This window comes from Pseudomonas kurunegalensis, from assembly GCF_030291635.1.
Lineage (GTDB): Bacteria > Pseudomonadota > Gammaproteobacteria > Pseudomonadales > Pseudomonadaceae > Aquipseudomonas > Aquipseudomonas monteilii.
In genome coordinates this window covers 1,078,493-1,096,577 of the sequence record NZ_CP127871.1, presented here as the reverse complement: position 1 = coordinate 1,096,577, position 18,085 = coordinate 1,078,493, and the positions used below count along the sequence as shown (strand labels likewise).

The following is an 18,085-nucleotide window of genomic DNA, read 5'->3' as shown; positions in this document are numbered from 1 at the left end:
CCGTGGCGTGCTACTGGCTGCACGGTCTGAAGAGGTAACCCGACAATGTTGAGCTTTATTGCCCGGCGCCTGGGCCTGTTGATACCGACCTTTTTCGGCATCACCTTGCTGACCTTCGCGCTCATACGCCTGATCCCCGGCGACCCGGTGGAAGTGATGATGGGCGAGCGCAGGGTCGACCCCGAAATGCACGCCCAGGCCATGGAGCGCCTGGGCCTGAACAAACCACTGCCGGTCCAGTACCTGGACTACGTGGGCAAGCTCGCCCAAGGTGACCTGGGTGAATCGCTGCGTACCCGCGAAAGCGTGTGGAGCGAGTTTCTCACCTTGTTCCCGGCCACCCTGGAACTGGCCTTCGCCGCCCTGCTGTTCGCCGGCATCGTCGGCCTGCTGGCCGGGGTGATCGCCGCGCTCAAGCGCGGTTCGCTGTTCGACCATGGGGTGATGGGTATTTCCCTGGCCGGCTACTCGATGCCGATCTTCTGGTGGGGCCTGATCCTGATCATGTTCTTCTCGGTGAGCCTGGGCTGGACCCCGGTGTCCGGGCGCATCGACCTGCTCTACGACATCGAGCCGAAAACCGGCTTCATGCTTATCGACACGCTGCTCAGCGACGAAGAAGGCGCGTTCAAGGACGCGGTGATGCACCTGATATTGCCAGCCATCGTGCTCGGCACCATCCCGCTGGCGGTCATCGCCCGCATGACCCGCTCGTCGATGCTCGAAGTATTGCGCGAAGACTACATCCGCACCGCCCGCGCCAAAGGCCTGTCGCCAGCGCGCGTGGTGTTCGTGCATGGCCTGCGCAATGCCTTGATCCCGGTGCTGACCGTGTTCGGCCTGCAGGTCGGCACATTGCTGGCCGGCGCGGTGCTGACCGAAACCATCTTTTCCTGGCCGGGCATCGGCAAATGGCTGATCGAAGCCATCGGCGCCCGTGACTACCCCGTGGTCCAGAACGGCATCCTGTTGATCGCCTGCCTGGTGATCCTGGTCAACTTCGTCGTGGACATTCTCTACGGCCTGGCCAACCCACGCATCCGTCATCAGCGCTGAGGCCCTTGCCATGACTAGCCCGATTCCCAAACCCGTGTCGCCGGCCAGCCCGGTGGACCAGAGCCTGCTCTACCCCTCGCCCTACAAAGAATTCTGGCAAGCCTTCGCGCGCAACAAAGGCGCTGTGATGGGCCTGGCCTTCATGTGCCTGGTGGTGTTCTGTGCGCTGTTTGCACCGTGGGTCGCCCCGCATGACCCCAGCGAGCAGTACCGCGACTTCCTGCTGACACCGCCCGTGTGGCTGGAGGGCGGCACCTGGCAATTCATCCTCGGCACTGACGAGCTGGGCCGCGACCTGCTTTCGCGCTTGATCCAGGGCGCGCGGCTGTCGCTACTGATCGGCTTGTCGTCAGTGGTGATATCGCTGATCCCGGGCATCCTGCTGGGCCTGCTGGCCGGCTTTTTCCCGCAATTGCTCGGCCCGTCGATCATGCGCCTGATGGACGTGATGCTGGCCCTGCCCTCGCTGCTGCTGGCGGTGGCCATCGTTGCCATCCTCGGCCCAGGCCTGATCAACACCGTCATTGCCATTGCCATCGTTTCCCTGCCCTCCTACGTGCGCCTGACCCGCGCCGCCGTGATGGGCGAGCTGAACCGCGACTACGTGACCGCAGCACGCCTGGCCGGTGCCGGGCTACCACGGCTGATGTTCGTCACCGTGCTGCCCAACTGCATGGCACCGCTGATCGTGCAGGCAACCCTCAGCTTCTCCTCGGCGATCCTCGACGCGGCCGCCCTGGGTTTCCTCGGCCTCGGTGTACAGCCGCCAACCCCGGAGTGGGGCACCATGCTGGCTTCGGCCCGTGACTACATCGAGCGCGCCTGGTGGGTGGTGAGCCTGCCTGGCCTGACCATTCTGCTCAGTGTGCTGGCAATCAACCTGATGGGCGACGGCCTGCGCGATGCGCTGGACCCGAAACTCAAGAACGCCGCCTGAGGAGAACGCCATGTCACTGTTGCAGATCAACAACCTGAACGTGCGCTTCGGCGACGCCACGGCGGTACCGGTGGTCGACGGCCTGGACCTGACGGTAGAAGCCGGCGAAATCCTGGCGATCGTCGGCGAATCCGGCTCGGGTAAATCGGTCACCATGATGGCCTTGATGGGCCTGATCGACGCCCCCGGGAGCATCACCGCCGACGCCCTCACCTTCGACGGCACCGACATGCTCAAGCTCAGCGGCCGCCAGCGGCGCAAGGTGGTAGGCAAGGACATCGCCATGGTCTTCCAGGACCCGATGACCGCGCTCAACCCCAGCTACACCGTGGGCTACCAGATCGAGGAAGTGCTGCGCCAGCACCTGGGCCTGAAGGGCAAGGCCGCGCGCCAGCGTGCCCTGGAGCTGCTGAAAAAAGTCGAGATCCCGGCTGCGGAAAGCCGCCTGGATGCCTACCCGCACCAGCTGTCCGGCGGTATGAGCCAACGTGTGGCGATTGCCATGGCCATTGCCGGCGAGCCCAAGCTGCTGATCGCCGACGAACCAACCACCGCACTGGACGTAACCATCCAGGCGCAGATCATGGAATTGCTGGTCAACCTGCAGAAGGAGCGCAACATGGCGCTCATTCTGATCACCCACGACCTCGCCGTGGTCGCCGAAACGGCCAGGCGCGTGTGCGTGATGTACGCCGGCCAGGCGGTGGAGGTAGGCCAGGTGCCGGAGCTGTTCGACGTACCCGCCCACCCTTACAGCGAAGCCTTGCTGGCGGCGATCCCCGAGCACAGCATCGGCGCCGAACGCCTGGCCACCCTGCCCGGCATCGTCCCCGGCCGTTACGACCGCCCTGTCGGCTGCCTGTTGTCGCCGCGCTGCCCCTATGTGCAGGACAACTGCCGTCACCAACGCCCGCCCCTTGATCCCCAGGTTCACAGCCTGGTGCGCTGCTTCTACCCGCTGAACCAGGAGGTGGCGTAATGACCGTCGTTCTATCCGCCCGGGAGCTGACCCGGCATTACGAAGTCTCCCGCGGGCTGTTCAAAGGCCATGCGTTGGTCCGTGCGCTGAATGGTGTGTCGTTCGAGCTGGAAGCCGGCAAGACCCTGGCCGTGGTTGGCGAGTCCGGCTGTGGCAAATCGACCCTGGCCCGGGCACTGACCTTGATCGAAGAGCCGTCTTCCGGCTCGCTGCAAATCGCCGGCACCGAGGTGAAAGGCGCCAGCAAGGCTGAGCGCAAGCAACTGCGCCGCGACGTGCAGATGGTGTTCCAGAGCCCCTACGCTTCGCTCAACCCACGGCAGAAGATTGGCGACCAGCTGGCCGAGCCCCTGCTGATCAACACGTCACTGAGCAAGGCCGAGCGGCGCGACAAAGTGCAGAAGATGATGGAGCAGGTGGGCCTGCGCCCCGAGCACTACCAGCGCTACCCGCACATGTTCTCGGGTGGCCAGCGCCAGCGTATCGCCTTGGCCCGGGCGATGATGCTGCAGCCAAAAGTGCTGGTGGCGGACGAGCCAACGTCGGCACTGGACGTGTCGATCCAGGCGCAGGTACTGAACCTGTTCATGGACTTGCAGAAGGAATTCAACACTGCCTACGTGTTCATCTCGCACAACCTGGCGGTGGTGCGGCATGTGGCCGATCAGGTGCTGGTGATGTACCTGGGGCGACCGGTGGAGATGGGGCCTAAAGAGGATATCTACGAGAAACCGTTGCACCCCTATACCCAGGCGTTGCTGTCGGCGACGCCGGCCATCCACCCGGACCCGCTGAAGCCGAAGATCCGCATTGCCGGGGAATTGCCCAACCCGCTCAACCCGCCGGATGGGTGCGCATTTCACAAGCGCTGCCCGCATGCGACCGAGCGGTGTGCCAAGGAAGTGCCCGCTTTGCGGCTGGTGAGTACCCGCCAGGTGGCTTGTCACTATGCCGAGCAGTTTCTTTAAGCTTTGAATAGCCGGGGCCGCTTTGCGGCCCCAAACTCTCAATGCATGAAGAACCAGATCAGGATAATCACTGGAATCGGCACCCCAATCATCCACAGCAGTATCGAGCGCATGGCCTTTCTCCTTCTTCGTTGTTGAAGTAACAGGTGCAGCGCCCATGCCAGCTGTATCAAAAAATTACTTTTAAATAATTCAGAAACTTAGCCTCAGAACCGCTTGATCAAACCGTGCAAAATGCCAGATCCACACCCTTGCACCTGGGTGTTCTGCAATGCACTATCAGTTTCATGACCGCCACCACCCTCCCCGACGGCCCCGAGCAAACCCCGCTCACCGCCGACACCGTGCTGCGCTACCACCTGTGCTGGAAGCACCGCGACCTCGACGGCGTCATCGCGCTTTACCACCCCGACATCCAGTACCACGACTTCTTCCAGAACCGCGTGCTCGGTTATCGGGAGCTGCATGACTACGTACGCGCCTGCCTGCCCCATGAAGCCGGCGAAGACATCGTCCACAGCGACCGCATCCGCGTCGATGGCTGCACCGCATTCATCCAGTACCAGGTCACGGTCCAGGGTGGCGATGGCCTGGTGGCGTTCCAGTCCAGCGAGGCGATCACCGTCAAGGATGGCCTGATCTGGCGGGTCAACGAATACGCCACGCTGGTTCGCCAGAACAGCAGCGGGCACGCCAGTACCGGCCCGCGCCCTGCCACCAGCCGCCTGGGGTTGTCACCACGGCAACTGTCGACCATGGCCCAGGACCTGGAACACTACTTCCAGCGCCAGCGCCCCTACCTGGACCCGGAGCTGGACCTGCAACAGGTCGCCGACGCCAGTGGTTACAGCCGCAACCAGATTTCCTACCTGCTCAACCAGGTGCTTGGGCAAAGCTTCTACCGCTACGTCAACCAGGCTCGCTTGCAACACCTGATGGCCAGCCTGGACGACGACAGCGTCGAGGCGACGATTGACGAGTTGGCGTTCAGCGCCGGCTTCAACTCACTGTCAGCGTTCTACAAGTGCTTCCGGGAACACACCGGCCTCACGCCCAAGGCCTACCTGAAGCAAATTTCCCTGCGTGCACGCACGTAAGACAGCCGCCCGCACACCCCACTAGGATCGCCCACAGACCTTGACGGATGTGGAGCCCAACCCGATGCAACCCCTGCGCACGCTCAGCCTGTGGATGGACCAGCTCGACGAGCCACTGTGCGCTCGCCCGGCCCTGCGTGAAGACCTGGTTGCGGACGTGTGCATCATCGGTGCCGGCTACACCGGCCTGTGGACTGCCTACTACCTCAAGCGCCAGACCCCGCAGCTGAACGTTGCGGTGATCGACGCCAACATCGCCGGTTTCGGCGCCTCCGGGCGCAACGGCGGCTGGCTGATGGGCAACCTGCTGGGCGAAGACCGCCTGCTGGCCACCCTGTCGCCACAACAGCGACGCGCCAGCATCGACCTGCTGCACGGCATTCCCGACGAAGTACAGCGTGTGCTGCAACGCGAAGGTATCGACTGCGACTACCGCAAAGGCGGCGTGCTGTACTGCGCCGCACGCTACCCGGAGCAGGAACGCAGCCTGCGCGCCTACCTGGATGATCTGTATCGCCAAGGCATGACCGAAGACGACTACCGCTGGCTGCGCCCCGAGCAACTGGACGCCCAGCTGCGGGTCAGCAATGCCTTTGGCGCCATCTACAGCCCGCACACCGCGACCATTCAACCGGCCAGACTCGTGCGCGGCTTGGCTCGGACAGTGGAGGCGATGGGCGTGCCGATCTATGAAAACACGCCGGCCATCGATTGGCAGCCCGGCGAGGTGCGCACGCCGCTGGCACGGATTCGCTGCCAGTGGGTAGTGCCCGCCGTGGAAGGTTACGCTGCCAGCCTGCCACCACTGGGCAAACATCAGTTGCCCGTACAGAGCCTGCTGGTGGCTACCGAACCGCTGCCGGACTCGACCTGGGAGCAGATCGGCCTGAGCCAAGGCCAGGCCTTCAGCGAAAGCAGCCGCCAGGTCACCTATGGCCAGCGCACCGCCGACAACCGCCTGGTGTTCGGTGCCCGCGGAGGCTATCGCTTCGGCGGCCGACTGCGCGAAAACTTCAACCTCGACGCGCATGAAATCGAACTGCGCCGTTACCTGTTCAGCGAGCTCTTCCCGCAACTGAAACACGTACGCATCACCCACTCCTGGGGTGGCAACCTGGGCATGGCCCGACGCTTCCGCCCGCACATGCTGTGCGACCGCCAGCGCGGTATCGCCCTGGCTGGCGGCTACGGCGGCGAAGGTGTCGGCGCCACCAACCTGGGCGGGCGCACGCTTGCAGCATTGATCCTCAACCAGCACAACGAACTGACCGCGCAGCCCTGGGTGCTCGACAACCGCCCGGTTTCCAGCCTGGCCAGCTGGCCACCCGAACCCTGCCGCTGGCTGGGCTACAACGCCATCATCCAAAGCTTCGTCCACGAGGACCGGACCCTCGCCAACCCCGCCAGCGCGCCCTGGAGGCGGCGCCTGGCCAGCTCGCTTGCGGACTTCATGGAAGGCTTCATGCACTGACTTTCCTTTCCCCTACACAGGATCCACCGGTCATGAGCATCACCCAGTTCAAGAACACTGACAGCGCCGTGCTCGACAGCAGCAACCCGGTCGCGGTACCGCTTGGCGAACCCGTGGCCGTGACGTCGGTCACCTGCGTGGAGCGCAGCGACGGCGTGGAAACCGGCATCTGGGAATGCACCCCCGGGCGCTGGCGCCGGCAGATCGTGCAACAGGAGTTCTGCCACTTCATCAAGGGCCGCTGCACCTTCACCCCCGACGGTGGCGAACCCCTGGTCATAGAAGCCGGAGACGCATTGATGCTACCGGCCAACAGCACTGGCACCTGGGACATCCAGGAGACCGTGCGCAAGACCTACGTCCTTATCTTCTGATCCGCTGATCGCCTGCCTTCGATAACAACAGACAAAGCAAGGTAACCCCGACATGCGCACGCTCCTTCTTGCACCCCTGATGCTGGCCGCCAGCGTGGCCGGCGCCGCCGAAACCGTGAAGATCTACAACTGGTCCAGCTACGTCGCCCCTGACACGCTGAAAAACTTCCAGCAGGCCAGTGGCATCGTGCCCACCTACGACGTGTACGACAGCAACGAAACCCTCGACGGCAAGCTGATGACCGGCAACTCCGGCTACGATGTGGTGTTCCCCTCCAACCACTTCATGGCCCGGCAAATCCAGGGCAAGGCCCTGAAGCGCCTGGACAAGTCGCAGTTGCCCAACTGGCAAAACCTCAACCCGGTGCTGCTCAAGGCACTGGAAGTGAACGACCCAGGCAACCAGTACGGCTTCCCGTACCTGTGGGGCAGTACCGGCATCGGCTACAACATCGACAAGGTCAAGGCGGTGCTCGGCGACAATGCGCCGGTTGATTCGTGGGACCTCATTTTCAAACCCGAGTACATGAGCAAGCTGAAGAGCTGCGGCGTTGCCGTGCTGGACAACGGCCCTGAACTGCTGCCAATTGCCTTGCACTACCTGGGCCTGCCACACCACAGCCAGAACCCGGCGGACTACGACAAGGCCAAGGCACTGCTGATGCAGGTACGCCCGTACATCAGCTACTTCCACTCATCGAAGTACACCGGCGACCTGGCCAACGGCGACATTTGCGTGGTGGTGGGTTTCTCGGGGGATGTGCTGCAGGCGAAAAACCGTGCCGAAGAAGCGAAGAACGGGGTGAAGGTGGGCTACTCGATCCCCAAGGAAGGCGCGCCCATGTGGTTCGACATGGTGGCCATGCCGGCGGATGCTCCGGATGAAAAAGCCGGGTATGCCTACATGAACTACCTGCTGCAGCCGGACGTGATGGCCAACATCAGCAACCATGTGCAGTACGCCAATGGCAACCTGAAGGCGGACAGGCTGGTGGACCCGGCGATGAAGGGTAATACGATGATTTACCCAAGCGAGGATGTGATGGGCAAGCTGTATGCGCTGGAGGCGATGCCGGCGAAGATCGACCGTATCAGGACACGGATCTGGACCAGCATAAAGGCAGGAAACTGAATGCAGCCATAACGCAGTCACTGTAGGAGCGGGTTCACCCGCGAATGCGATGTTGAATCTACCGACGCATTCGCGGGTAAACCCGCTCCCACAGGGTCAGATGCAGGCCTGTAAGGTCAGTGATGCTCGCGAGTAGCGCGGAACTTGATGTCCGGCCAGCGCTCTTCCATCAGCGACAGGTTGACCCGGGTCGGGGCCAGGTAGGTCAGGTGACCACCACCGTCGATGGCCAGGTTTTCCATGGCCTTGGTCTGGAATTCCTCAAGCTTCTTCTTGTCGTCGCAGCTGATCCAGCGGGCCGACCACACGGTGATCGGCTCGTAGGCGCACTCGACCTTGTACTCTTCCTTCAGGCGGCTGGCGACCACGTCGAACTGCAGCACACCGACCGCACCCAGGATGATGTCGTTGCTGCGCTCCGGGAAGAACACCTGCGTGGCACCTTCTTCAGCCAGCTGCTGCAATCCCTGGCGCAGCTGCTTGGACTTCAATGGGTCCTTGAGGCGCACGCGACGGAACAGCTCCGGGGCGAAGTGCGGGATACCGGTGAAGCCCAGCGCTTCGCCTTCGGTGAAGGTGTCACCGATCTGGATGGTGCCGTGGTTGTGCAGGCCGATGATGTCACCGGCAAAGGCCTCTTCCAGCTGTTCACGCTCGGAGGAGAAGAAGGTCAGCGCATCGCCGATACGCAGGTCCTTGTTCAGGCGCACGTGGCGCATCTTCATGCCCTTCTCGTACTTGCCCGAGCAGATACGCATGAAAGCGATACGGTCGCGGTGTTTCGGGTCCATGTTCGCCTGGATCTTGAACACGAAGCCGGTGAACTTCTCTTCCACAGGCTCGACAGTACGCTCGTGGGCAACGCGGCCCAGCGGGCGCGGCGCCCAGTCGACCACGGCGTCGAGCACGTGATCCACACCGAAGTTGCCCAGTGCCGTACCGAAGAACACCGGGGTCAGCTGACCGTTGATGAACTCTTCCTGGTTGAACTCATGGCAGGCGCCCTGCACCAGCTCCAGCTGCTCGACGAACGAGTCATACTGGTCACCCAGGTGTGCGCGTGCTTCGTCCGAGTCCAGCTTCTGGATGATCTTGGCTTCGGTGCGCTCATGGCCGTGGCCAGGGGTGTACACCACGATGTAGTCGCCGGTGAGGTGGTACACGCCTTTGAAGTCGCGGTAGCAACCAATCGGCCAGGTGATCGGCGCGGCCTTGATCTTCAGTACGGCTTCGATCTCGTCCAGCAGTTCGATCGGGTCGCGGATGTCACGGTCGAGTTTGTTGATGAAGCTGACGATCGGCGTATCGCGCAGGCGGCACACGTCCATCAGGGCGATGGTACGCGGCTCAACCCCTTTACCGCCGTCGAGCACCATCAGCGCCGAGTCCACGGCGGTCAGGGTGCGGTAGGTGTCTTCCGAGAAGTCTTCGTGGCCGGGGGTGTCGAGCAGGTTGATCATGTGCTCGCGGTACGGGAACTGCATCACCGAGGTGGTGATGGAGATGCCGCGCTGCTTCTCCATTTCCATCCAGTCGGAGGTGGCGTGGCGGTCGGACTTGCGCGACTTCACGGTACCGGCGACGGCAATGGCCTTGCCCATCAGCAGCAGCTTCTCGGTGATGGTGGTCTTACCGGCGTCGGGGTGGGAAATGATTGCGAAAGTGCGGCGCTTCGCGACTTCGGCGGCCTGGTTGGTCATGGGAAATCGCCTGACTGGGGGATTAAAAAGGGGCGATATCATACCTGAAGTTGGGCGGGGACCAAAATCTAGTGAACCAGCGGCACCTGTTCCGGCCTCATCGCCGGCAAGCCAGCTCCCACAAAGACCTCCACAGCATTAACGCCTTGCGCAGTACCTGTGGGAGCTGGCTTGCCGGCGATAGGGCCAGACCAATAGCAACATATTCATCAGGCAATCGCTTTATCACGACAAATGGCCAAAGCGCAGTGATATCAACGCCTGTGCCGCATTAAGCTGCTGTTTTTTCTCGCCAAAAATTCAAGACCCCAGTGATTAACGCTGGCCAAATGCCGCCTCAGATGGGAACCTTTACACCCACGGAGACGTCCACTCCCCTGCAACCCGCTTCGGTTGGGGACTGGTTTCATCAGCATTTTCGGGCCCGACGGGGTTCGGCTCATGGCCTGATCGCAGCCTTCGGCGTGTATCAAGCTGCTACTCGCGAACACACCATCCGCCGCCAGGACTGGCCGGCAACCAAGACGTGTGCTCGCCGACAACACAAGGAGTCCGCCTGTGGCTAAACGCTACGGAAAAGGGCTGTTGGGATGCGCCACCGTGCTCGTCATCCTGGCCCTGCTGATCCACTGGATCGGCATCGACACGATCACGCGTTATCGCGACGATCTTGGGTTCTACCTGCAAGCGCACCTGGTACTGGTGCTGGCTTCGATGGCGGCGGCGTTGGCCGTGGGCATCCCCGCTGGCATTGCGCTCAGTCGACCGCATCGGGTCGACAAAGCCGAGCGCTTCATGCAGTTCTTCAACGTTGGCAACACCATCCCTCCCCTGGCCGTTCTGGCCATCGCCCTGAGTATTCTGGGCATCGGCGCCGGGCCTGCGATCTTCGCACTGTTCCTCGCCTCCCTCCTGCCCATCGTGCGCAACACCTACGAAGGCCTGAAAAACGTCCCCGCCTCGCTCAAGGAAGCCGCCACCGGCATCGGCATGACCCCGCGCCAGCAACTCTGGCAGGTGGAACTGCCCAACGCCGTGCCGATCATCGTCGGTGGTGTGCGCGTGGCCTTGGCGTTGAACGTGGGCACTGCGCCGCTGGCATTCCTGATCGGTGCCAACAGCCTGGGCAGCCTGATCTTCCCCGGCATCGCCCTGAACAACCAGCCACAGCTGCTGCTGGGCGCCGCATGCACCGCGCTGCTGGCCCTGGTGCTGGACGCAGCCGTGAGTTTCTCCAGCAAGCGCTGGCTGGAACGTGGCCTGGCCCAATAAGGATAGGGAACGTATGAAGAAAAGAATCGCCTTGCTGCTGGGCGCGGCCCTGCTGTTCGCAGGATTTGCCCAGGCAGCGGAAAAACCGCTGGTGCGCATCGGCGCGCGGGTGTTCACCGAACAGACCGTGCTCGCCGAAATCACCGCGCAATACCTGCGTGCCAATGGCTTCGACGTGCGCGTCACCACCGGCCTCGGCAGCAACATCGCACGCCAGGCCCAGGAGACCGGCCAGCTCGACCTGATGTGGGAATACACGGGCGTATCGCTGGTGTCGTATAACCACATCGACGAGCGCATGCCCAACGCCGAAGCCACTTTCGCCAGGGTAAAGGCGCTGGACGCAAAGAAAGACCTGATCTGGCTGACCCCGTCGAAGTTCAGCAACACCTATGCGCTGGGCCTGCCCCGGAAGGTGGCCGAAGCCTACCCGCAGGTGAACACCATCAGCGACCTCAACCAGGTGCTGCGTGACGAAAGCCAGCGCACTCACCTGGTGGCGCTAGACACCGAGTTCGCCAACCGCCCCGACGGCCTGGTCGGCCTGCGCGAGATGTACGGCCTGCCGCTGGACCGTCGCAACATCCGCCAGATGGACGGCGGCCTCGTCTACACGGCCATGCGCAACAACCAGGTGTTCGCCGGCCTGGTGTACACCACCGATGGCCGCCTGAACGCCTTCGACCTCAAGCTGCTGAAAGACGACAAACACTACTTCCCGGACTACACCGCCGCCCCGGTGGTGCGCAAGGCCGTGCTCGACGCCAACCCGCAACTGGCCGGCCTGCTCAAGCCGCTGGCCGAACAGCTGGATGACGAAACCATGCGCCAGCTCAACGCCAAGGTCGACGTCGAGCACCAGAACCCGACCGCCGTTGCCGCCGCCTTCCTGCGTGAGCACCCACTGAACAGCGAGGGCCAGCCATGAACCTGATCGATACCTTCAGCCACCTGGACTGGGCCCAGGTGCTGCAACTGACCTGGCAGCACATCATGCTGGTGGGCATCGCTGTAGGCCTGGCGATCCTCGTCGGGGTGCCGCTGGGCATTCTGATGACACGCTTCCCGGCCCTCGCTGGCCCATTGCAGGCCAGCGCCACGGTGCTGCTCACCATCCCCTCCATTGCCCTGTTCGGCCTGCTGCTGCCGTTCTACTCCAAATTCGGCCAAGGCCTTGGACCACTCCCGGCGATCACTGCCGTGTTCCTCTATTCGCTGCTGCCGATCATGCGTAACACCTACCTGGCCCTGACCAACGTCGAGCCCGGCATCCGTGAAGCCGCACGCGGCATCGGCATGACCTTCGGCCAGCGCCTGCGCATGGTCGAGCTGCCCATCGCCGTGCCGGTGATCCTTGCCGGCGTACGCACCGCTGTGGTGATGAACATCGGCGTCATGACCATCGCCGCCACCATCGGCGCTGGCGGCCTTGGCGTACTCATCCTCACCTCCATCAGCCGCAGCGACATGTCGATGCTGCTGGTCGGCGCCGTGCTGGTCAGCCTGCTGGCAATCATTGCCGACCTGCTCCTGCAAACCCTGCAACGTGCCCTGACTCCAGAAGGACTGCGCTCATGATCGAACTGAAGAACCTCAGCAAAACCTTCAACGTCAACGGCAAGGACGTGAAAGCCGTCGACGCGGTAAACCTCACCGTCAATGAAGGGGAAATCTGCGTGTTCCTCGGCCCCTCGGGCTGCGGCAAAAGCACCACGCTGAAAATGATCAACCGCCTGATCACGCCCACCTCGGGACAGGTGTTCATCAACGGCGAAGACACCACCGGGCTGGACGAGGTGACCCTGCGCCGGCACATCGGCTATGTGATCCAGCAGATCGGCCTGTTCCCCAACATGACCATCGAAGAGAACATCACCGTGGTCCCGCGCCTGCTCGGCTGGGACAAGCAGAAATGCCACGAGCGTGCTCGCGAGCTGATGCACATGATCAAGCTGGAGCCCAAGCAGTACCTGCAGCGCTACCCGCGTGAGCTGTCCGGAGGCCAGCAGCAGCGCATCGGTGTGATCCGAGCGTTGGCGGCGGAAGCACCCGTGCTGTTGATGGACGAGCCGTTCGGCGCGGTCGACCCGATCAACCGCGAAATGATCCAGAACGAGTTCTTCGAGATGCAGCGGGCGCTGAACAAGACCGTGATCATGGTCAGCCACGACATCGACGAGGCGATCAAGCTGGGCGACAAGATTGCCATCTTCCGTGCCGGCAAACTGCTGCAGCTGGACCACCCGGACACCCTGCTGGCGCACCCGGCAGATGACTTTGTCAGCAACTTCGTGGGCCAGGACAGCACCCTCAAACGCCTATTGCTGGTACGTGCCGAGGATGCGGCGGACAACGCGCCGTCGGTGAGCCCGGAAACGCCGGTCAGCGATGCACTGGAACTGCTGGATGAACACGACCGCCGCTATGTGGTGGTGACCGATGCGCAGAACAAGGCGCTGGGGTATGTGCGCCGGCGTGACATGCACCGCCAGCAAGGCACCTGCGGTGACTTCCTGCGGCCGTTCAATGCCACGGCGTCGCATGATGAGCATTTGCGCATCCTGCTGTCGCGCATGTACGAGTTCAACCGGGCTTGGTTGCCGGTGCTGGATGCCGAGCAGGTGTTCTTGGGCGAGGTGACGCAGGAGTCGATTGCGGCTTACCTGAGTTCGGGTAGATCGCGGGGGGCGAAGACCAGCATTGTTTCGCCAGCTGAGGCGGTGGTTTCGTAGAAAGTCGGGGGCGCGTTGCGCCCCATTCGCGACACAAGGCCGCTCCTACAGGGGATCGCGTACTCTTGTAGGAGCGGCCTTGTGTCGCGAAAGGGCCGCACAGCGGCCCCGGCGATCTCAGATCAGAACCCTACGCGGGCCTGCACATAGAAGGTCCGCGGCTCACCCACATAAATGCCGGCATTGTTGTCGCTGGAGCGGGTGAAGTACTGCTTGTCGAACAGGTTCTTCACCCCCGCCGCCAGCTTCAGGTTGGACATTTCTGGCCCGAACTCATACCCGCCACGGGCATGCCAGGTCACGTAACCCGGGATGTCGCCATACTGCCCATCGGCACTCGGCTCGGTAATGTAATCACCGTTGAAGCTGCCATCGGAGTTGATCCCGGTACCCGGCGCACGCTGCTTGGATTGGGCGTAGGCATCCAGGTTCCAGGTCCAGCGGTTGACCGCGTAACGCACACCGGCAGTGGCCACCTGGCGTGAATAGAACGGCAAGTCACGGCCCTTGAAGCCCGGGATCTCACCTTCATAGGTTGCCCGGGTAAAGGTGTAGCCACCGCTCACCGACAAGCCATCCAGGCGCGGGTCCAGCCCGGCCAGGTCATAGCGCACAGAAGCCTCGATCCCCTGGTGCTTGGTCGCCCCCAGGTTGGTCCAGCCCACGTCGTTGCTGATGTATTGCAGTTCGTCATCAAAGTCGATGTAGAACGCCGTCAGCTCACCGGCAAAACCACCATCGTCATAACGCGTGCCGATTTCGTAGGTCTTCGCCTTTTCCGGCTCCAGGCCATTGGCCGTGCTGTTGCCAGTCCCGCCCTGGCCCAGCTGGAAGTACTGCAAACTGCCGAACGAAGTTTCGTAGTTGGCGAACACTTTCCACGCGTCGGAGATGTGGTACATCACGCTCAGCGCCGGCAGCGGCTCGTTGCTGGTGATGCTGCGTTTCTTCTCCGCTACCGGGCGGTTGTTGGCATCCAGCACCGGGCGGTCGCGCCAGTCGGTGTTGATGTGCTCGAAGCGGATGCCCGGGGTGATGGTCCAGTTGCCCACGTCGATCTTGTCGTCGATGTAGTAGGCGCTGGCTTCGGTGCCACCGCTGCGGTCCTGGAACACATGGCCGTCGGAGGTCGGGGTCACGGTGGGCACGTTGTCGATCAGCGCCAGGCGCGTCGACTGCTCTCGCATCGCTTCCTTCAGGTAGCGGTAACCCACACTGACTTCCTGCGTGGTCGGGCCGGCAAAGAAGATACGCGACACACGCGGCTCGATGGCGAAGGTGTGGTAGTTGCGCGGGTACGACGACAGGGTCTTCATGTCACGCGAAGCGATGGCACTGCCACGGAAACTGTCGGTGTAGTAAGTCAGCACTTCGAACTGGGTAGCATCGTCGAGCTGGCGTTGCCACTTGAACGACACGTCCTTGCGCCGACCGGCGAAGTAGTCGTAGTCGCGCAGCGACTGGTACGGGTTGCTGTCGTACTGGGCCTGGGTCAGGCCACCGGGCATGTCGGCACGGCCATCGTAGTAGTGGAAGTTGAGCCAGAACTCGTCGACATCGGTCGGCGCCCAGTGGGTCTTGAGGATAACGTCGTCGATGTCGTTGCCGTTGTTGCTTTCACGGTAACCGTTGCCGTTGACGCCGGTGTACAGCAGTGCCACACCCATGCCGTTGTCTGCCGTGCCGCCGACGAAGGCCGACTCGGTGTGCTTCCAGCCGCCGTGCTGGGACGTTTCCAGGGTGGTGGACAGCTCTGCCGAGGCCTTTTCCGGAATTGCCCGGGTGACGAAGTTGATCACCCCACCCACGTTCTGCGGGCCATAGCGCACCGAGCCTGCGCCACGTACCACGTCGATGCTGTCGAGGTTGCCCGAGGAAATGGGCGCCATCGACAGCTGCGGCTGGCCATACGGCGCGAACGCGGCCGGGATGCCGTCGATCAACACGGTGGAGCGCGGCGACAGGCGCGAGGTCAGGCCGCGCACGCCCACGTTCAGCGACAGGTCGCTGCCGCCAGTGCCGTTGGAATCCTGCACCTGCACACCCGGGATGCCACGCAGCACATCGCGCACGTTCATGGCGCCCTTTTCCACCATCGCCTCGCGGCGCACCACGGTGCGCGCCCCGGGGTGGTTCTGCACCACGCTCTGCTGCGCATCGCCCAGCCAGTCACCGACTACCTTGATGTCGGTGGGCGCCAGTTCCAGGCTGCCACTGCCCAAATCAAGGGTAGTCGGCAGCGGCTTTACCACAACGGTGTCCTGGGACATCTCGAAGGTCAGCCCGCTGCCTTGCAGCAACTGTTGCAGCGCTTGCACCGGCGCCAGGTTGCCGGACACCGCCGGGGCCTGCTTGCCAGCCACCAACTCGGGGCTGAAGAACAGTTGCAGGTTGGTCTGCTGGCCAAGCTGGCTCAGCGCCGAACCCAGCGGCTGGGCCTGGATCTGGATGGTGTTGCCGGCCTGTGCAGCCTGGCTGTTGACGGCCACGGCACTGACCGCCAGGGCCAGCGCCAGGGCGCGGAAGCGTGGGAAAGGCTTGTTGTTGTTCACGTCGTCGAAACATCCTGAATGCGGAATAAACGCCAACCGCGTGCAAATGGAAATGCTTGGCAGTTGCAGCTGGCGAGGAAGACGAACGAGTGGAAAAAAACCTGAATCTATTTCGCAATTATTTCGCGAGAGCCGTCTTCATGGGCCTTGATGGCCACCGGCAGGATGCTCGGCAAGGCCCGCAGCAGCGCGTCGGTGTCGTCGGTGCTGAAGGTGCTGGAGAGGCGCATCTGGGCGACTTTGCCAGGGGCAACCCGTAGCGGCTGGCTGCGATAGCGCGAGGCTTCGGCCACCACCTCGGCCAGGGTGGCATTGTCGAACACCAGCTTACCCTGCCGCCAGGCAGTCACGGCGGCAGCATTGACGGCGTAAGGTGCGGACACCACGCCTTGTACATCTATATGCGAACCCTGCCCGGCCGTGAGCTGCGCAAGCGACGCCCCCTTGCCCTGCACACGCACCGAGCCCTGTTCCACCGCTACCCGGGTGCTGGCCGGGTCCAGACGCACATCAAAGCGGGTACCGGTTACGGTCACGCTGCCTTGGGCAGTATCGACCACGAACGGCCTGGCGCTGTCGTGGGCGACGCTGAACATCACCTCGCCGGCGCTCAGGCGGATATGCCGCTGGCCGGCGCTGAAATCGACCTGCACCTGTGTGTTGCCATTGAGTTCCAGGTACGTGCCATCCGGCAACTCAACCTGGCGGCGCTCGTTAAAGGCAGTCTGCAGGCTGCCCTGATGGTTCAGTTGCTGGTAATGCCAGCCGCCCCAACCCAGGCCCAACGCCAACACCGCCACACTGGCGGCCAAGGCCTGACGCACGAAACGCCGACGTGGCAGTTGCTGCACCGGGTCTGGCTGGCACAGCGCTTCAAGGCGCTGACGTGGAATGAAGCTGGCGGCCTGCCACACGCGGTTGAGGTGTTCGTACTCTTCCCGGTGGCGCGCGTCGCTCACCAACCAGGCACGCAACTGGGTCTGCAACCCGGCATCCCGAGGCGCATCCTGCACGCGGGCAAACCATGCGGCCGCCTGCTCGCGGACGGTATCGGTACCGTGCTGTTTCATCGAAAAGGTCTCCTGACGCTTCATACCGACACATCCAGATGTTCACGCAAATGCCGGAGCGTGCGGATCATATACTTTTCGACCATGTTCTTGCTCAACCCCATGCGCTCGGCGATTTCGGCCTGGGTCAGGCCTTCGAGCTTCTGCCAGATGAACACCTGCCGGCAGTTGAGCGGCAGCTCGGCCAGTGCCCGCTCGACGCTGTCGGCCAGCTCCAGGGCTTGCACGTAGGCCTCCGGGTCGCCACTGCCGCTACTGCCCTCGTCGAAGGTTTCCAGCTCCAGGGCCTGGCGGCGGTCTTCGCGGCGGAAGCCATCCACGGCAATGTTGCGTGCGGTCTGGTGCAAGTAGGCACGTGGCTGCTCAACCTGTTCGCGCGGGTTTTCCAGTACCCGGACAAAGGCATCGTGGGTGAGGTCCTCGGCCTGCTGACGACTGCGCAGTTTGCGCGTCCAGGTGCCGATCAGCTCATGGTAATGGTCGAGGAAGCCTTTGTGTCCGGACACGGTCGGGGGTCATCAGGGAGGCAGATAAGGGTGCGAATAGTAATGTTTCTCATCAAAACCAGCAAATCCGCCAGTCGGTAACAAAAAATTTATGGGCGTTTTCCTGTACGTGGGTACCAGGAAAATGTGGCCATAAATATGAACACCTGAGGCCCTTTCGCGGGCACGCCCGCTCCCACAGAAAACGCGCGATGCCTGTGGGAGCGGGCGCGCCCGCGAAGGAGCCAATACGGTCTATT

General features: G+C 62.9%; 16 protein-coding genes. 12 read left to right on the top strand and 4 right to left on the bottom strand.

What is annotated here, in order from left to right; genetic code table 11:
- Positions 1 to 45 precede the first annotated feature (45 nt).
- From QQ992_RS04855 to QQ992_RS04820, 8 genes are all read left to right on the top strand, one after another.
- On the top strand, positions 46 to 1,056 hold the full coding sequence (locus QQ992_RS04855; RefSeq protein ID WP_012316108.1) for an ABC transporter permease subunit: 1,011 nt from the start codon (positions 46 to 48) through the stop codon (positions 1,054 to 1,056).
- Positions 1,057 to 1,066: 10 nt separating this feature from the next.
- Positions 1,067 to 1,993: an ABC transporter permease subunit gene (locus QQ992_RS04850; RefSeq protein WP_019098681.1), complete on the top strand. Its 927-nt coding sequence runs from the start codon at positions 1,067 to 1,069 to the stop codon at positions 1,991 to 1,993.
- A gap of 10 nt (positions 1,994 to 2,003) precedes the next feature.
- Complete coding sequence (locus tag QQ992_RS04845; protein ID WP_286112420.1) at positions 2,004 to 2,972, top strand: ABC transporter ATP-binding protein; 969 nt, start codon at positions 2,004 to 2,006, stop codon at positions 2,970 to 2,972.
- Entirely contained in the window at positions 2,972 to 3,940 is a 969-nt protein-coding gene (locus QQ992_RS04840; RefSeq protein ID WP_105946952.1) for a peptide ABC transporter ATP-binding protein, read from the top strand. The genes QQ992_RS04845 and QQ992_RS04840 overlap by 1 nt, the downstream gene beginning before the upstream one ends.
- Before the next feature lie 287 nt (positions 3,941 to 4,227).
- Positions 4,228 to 5,037: an AraC family transcriptional regulator gene (locus QQ992_RS04835; RefSeq protein WP_286112418.1), complete on the top strand. Its 810-nt coding sequence runs from the start codon at positions 4,228 to 4,230 to the stop codon at positions 5,035 to 5,037.
- Positions 5,038 to 5,101: 64 nt separating this feature from the next.
- Complete coding sequence (locus QQ992_RS04830) at positions 5,102 to 6,508, top strand: NAD(P)/FAD-dependent oxidoreductase (RefSeq protein WP_286112416.1); 1,407 nt, start codon at positions 5,102 to 5,104, stop codon at positions 6,506 to 6,508.
- 32 nt (positions 6,509 to 6,540) lie between these two features.
- On the top strand, positions 6,541 to 6,882 hold the full coding sequence (locus QQ992_RS04825) for a cupin domain-containing protein (protein ID WP_016501370.1): 342 nt from the start codon (positions 6,541 to 6,543) through the stop codon (positions 6,880 to 6,882).
- Between the two features lie 52 nt (positions 6,883 to 6,934).
- Complete coding sequence (locus QQ992_RS04820) at positions 6,935 to 8,014, top strand: polyamine ABC transporter substrate-binding protein (protein WP_286112414.1); 1,080 nt, start codon at positions 6,935 to 6,937, stop codon at positions 8,012 to 8,014.
- A 116-nt stretch (positions 8,015 to 8,130) separates the two neighbouring features.
- Here the strand turns inward: QQ992_RS04820 and QQ992_RS04815 are convergent, their stop codons facing one another.
- Complete coding sequence (locus QQ992_RS04815) at positions 8,131 to 9,714, bottom strand: peptide chain release factor 3 (RefSeq protein ID WP_016713179.1); 1,584 nt, start codon at positions 9,712 to 9,714, stop codon at positions 8,131 to 8,133.
- Between the two features lie 558 nt (positions 9,715 to 10,272).
- On the opposite strand from QQ992_RS04815, the gene QQ992_RS04810 reads away from it, so the two are divergent.
- From QQ992_RS04810 to QQ992_RS04795, 4 genes are read left to right on the top strand one after another with little or no spacing between them, the layout of a single operon-like run.
- Positions 10,273 to 10,986 (top strand): ABC transporter permease, encoded by a 714-nt coding sequence (locus QQ992_RS04810; RefSeq protein ID WP_028698933.1) that lies wholly within the window; start codon positions 10,273 to 10,275, stop codon positions 10,984 to 10,986.
- A 13-nt stretch (positions 10,987 to 10,999) separates the two neighbouring features.
- Positions 11,000 to 11,914 (top strand): glycine betaine ABC transporter substrate-binding protein, encoded by a 915-nt coding sequence (locus QQ992_RS04805; RefSeq protein WP_286112412.1) that lies wholly within the window; start codon positions 11,000 to 11,002, stop codon positions 11,912 to 11,914.
- Positions 11,911 to 12,564 carry an ABC transporter permease gene (locus tag QQ992_RS04800; protein ID WP_016713182.1) on the top strand — a complete coding sequence of 218 codons (654 nt, stop codon included), beginning with the start codon at positions 11,911 to 11,913 and terminating at the stop codon, positions 12,562 to 12,564. Before QQ992_RS04805 ends, QQ992_RS04800 begins: the two co-directional genes overlap by 4 nt.
- Positions 12,561 to 13,718: an osmoprotectant ABC transporter ATP-binding protein OsmV gene (locus QQ992_RS04795; protein WP_198750421.1), complete on the top strand. Its 1,158-nt coding sequence runs from the start codon at positions 12,561 to 12,563 to the stop codon at positions 13,716 to 13,718. Before QQ992_RS04800 ends, QQ992_RS04795 begins: the two co-directional genes overlap by 4 nt.
- A 122-nt stretch (positions 13,719 to 13,840) precedes the next feature.
- Here the strand turns inward: QQ992_RS04795 and QQ992_RS04790 are convergent, their stop codons facing one another.
- The 3 genes from QQ992_RS04790 to QQ992_RS04780 all read right to left on the bottom strand — a co-directional run bounded on the left by QQ992_RS04790 (position 13,841) and on the right by QQ992_RS04780 (position 17,846).
- Positions 13,841 to 16,270, bottom strand: coding sequence for a TonB-dependent siderophore receptor (locus QQ992_RS04790; RefSeq protein WP_286112408.1), 2,430 nt, complete (start codon positions 16,268 to 16,270; stop codon positions 13,841 to 13,843).
- A 107-nt stretch (positions 16,271 to 16,377) separates the two neighbouring features.
- On the bottom strand, positions 16,378 to 17,340 hold the full coding sequence (locus QQ992_RS04785; RefSeq protein ID WP_286112406.1) for a FecR family protein: 963 nt from the start codon (positions 17,338 to 17,340) through the stop codon (positions 16,378 to 16,380).
- A gap of 20 nt (positions 17,341 to 17,360) precedes the next feature.
- The gene (locus tag QQ992_RS04780) at positions 17,361 to 17,846 is read right to left on the bottom strand and encodes a sigma-70 family RNA polymerase sigma factor (protein WP_286112404.1); all 486 of its coding nucleotides are present in this window, start codon (positions 17,844 to 17,846) and stop codon (positions 17,361 to 17,363) included.
- Positions 17,847 to 18,085 lie beyond the last annotated feature (239 nt).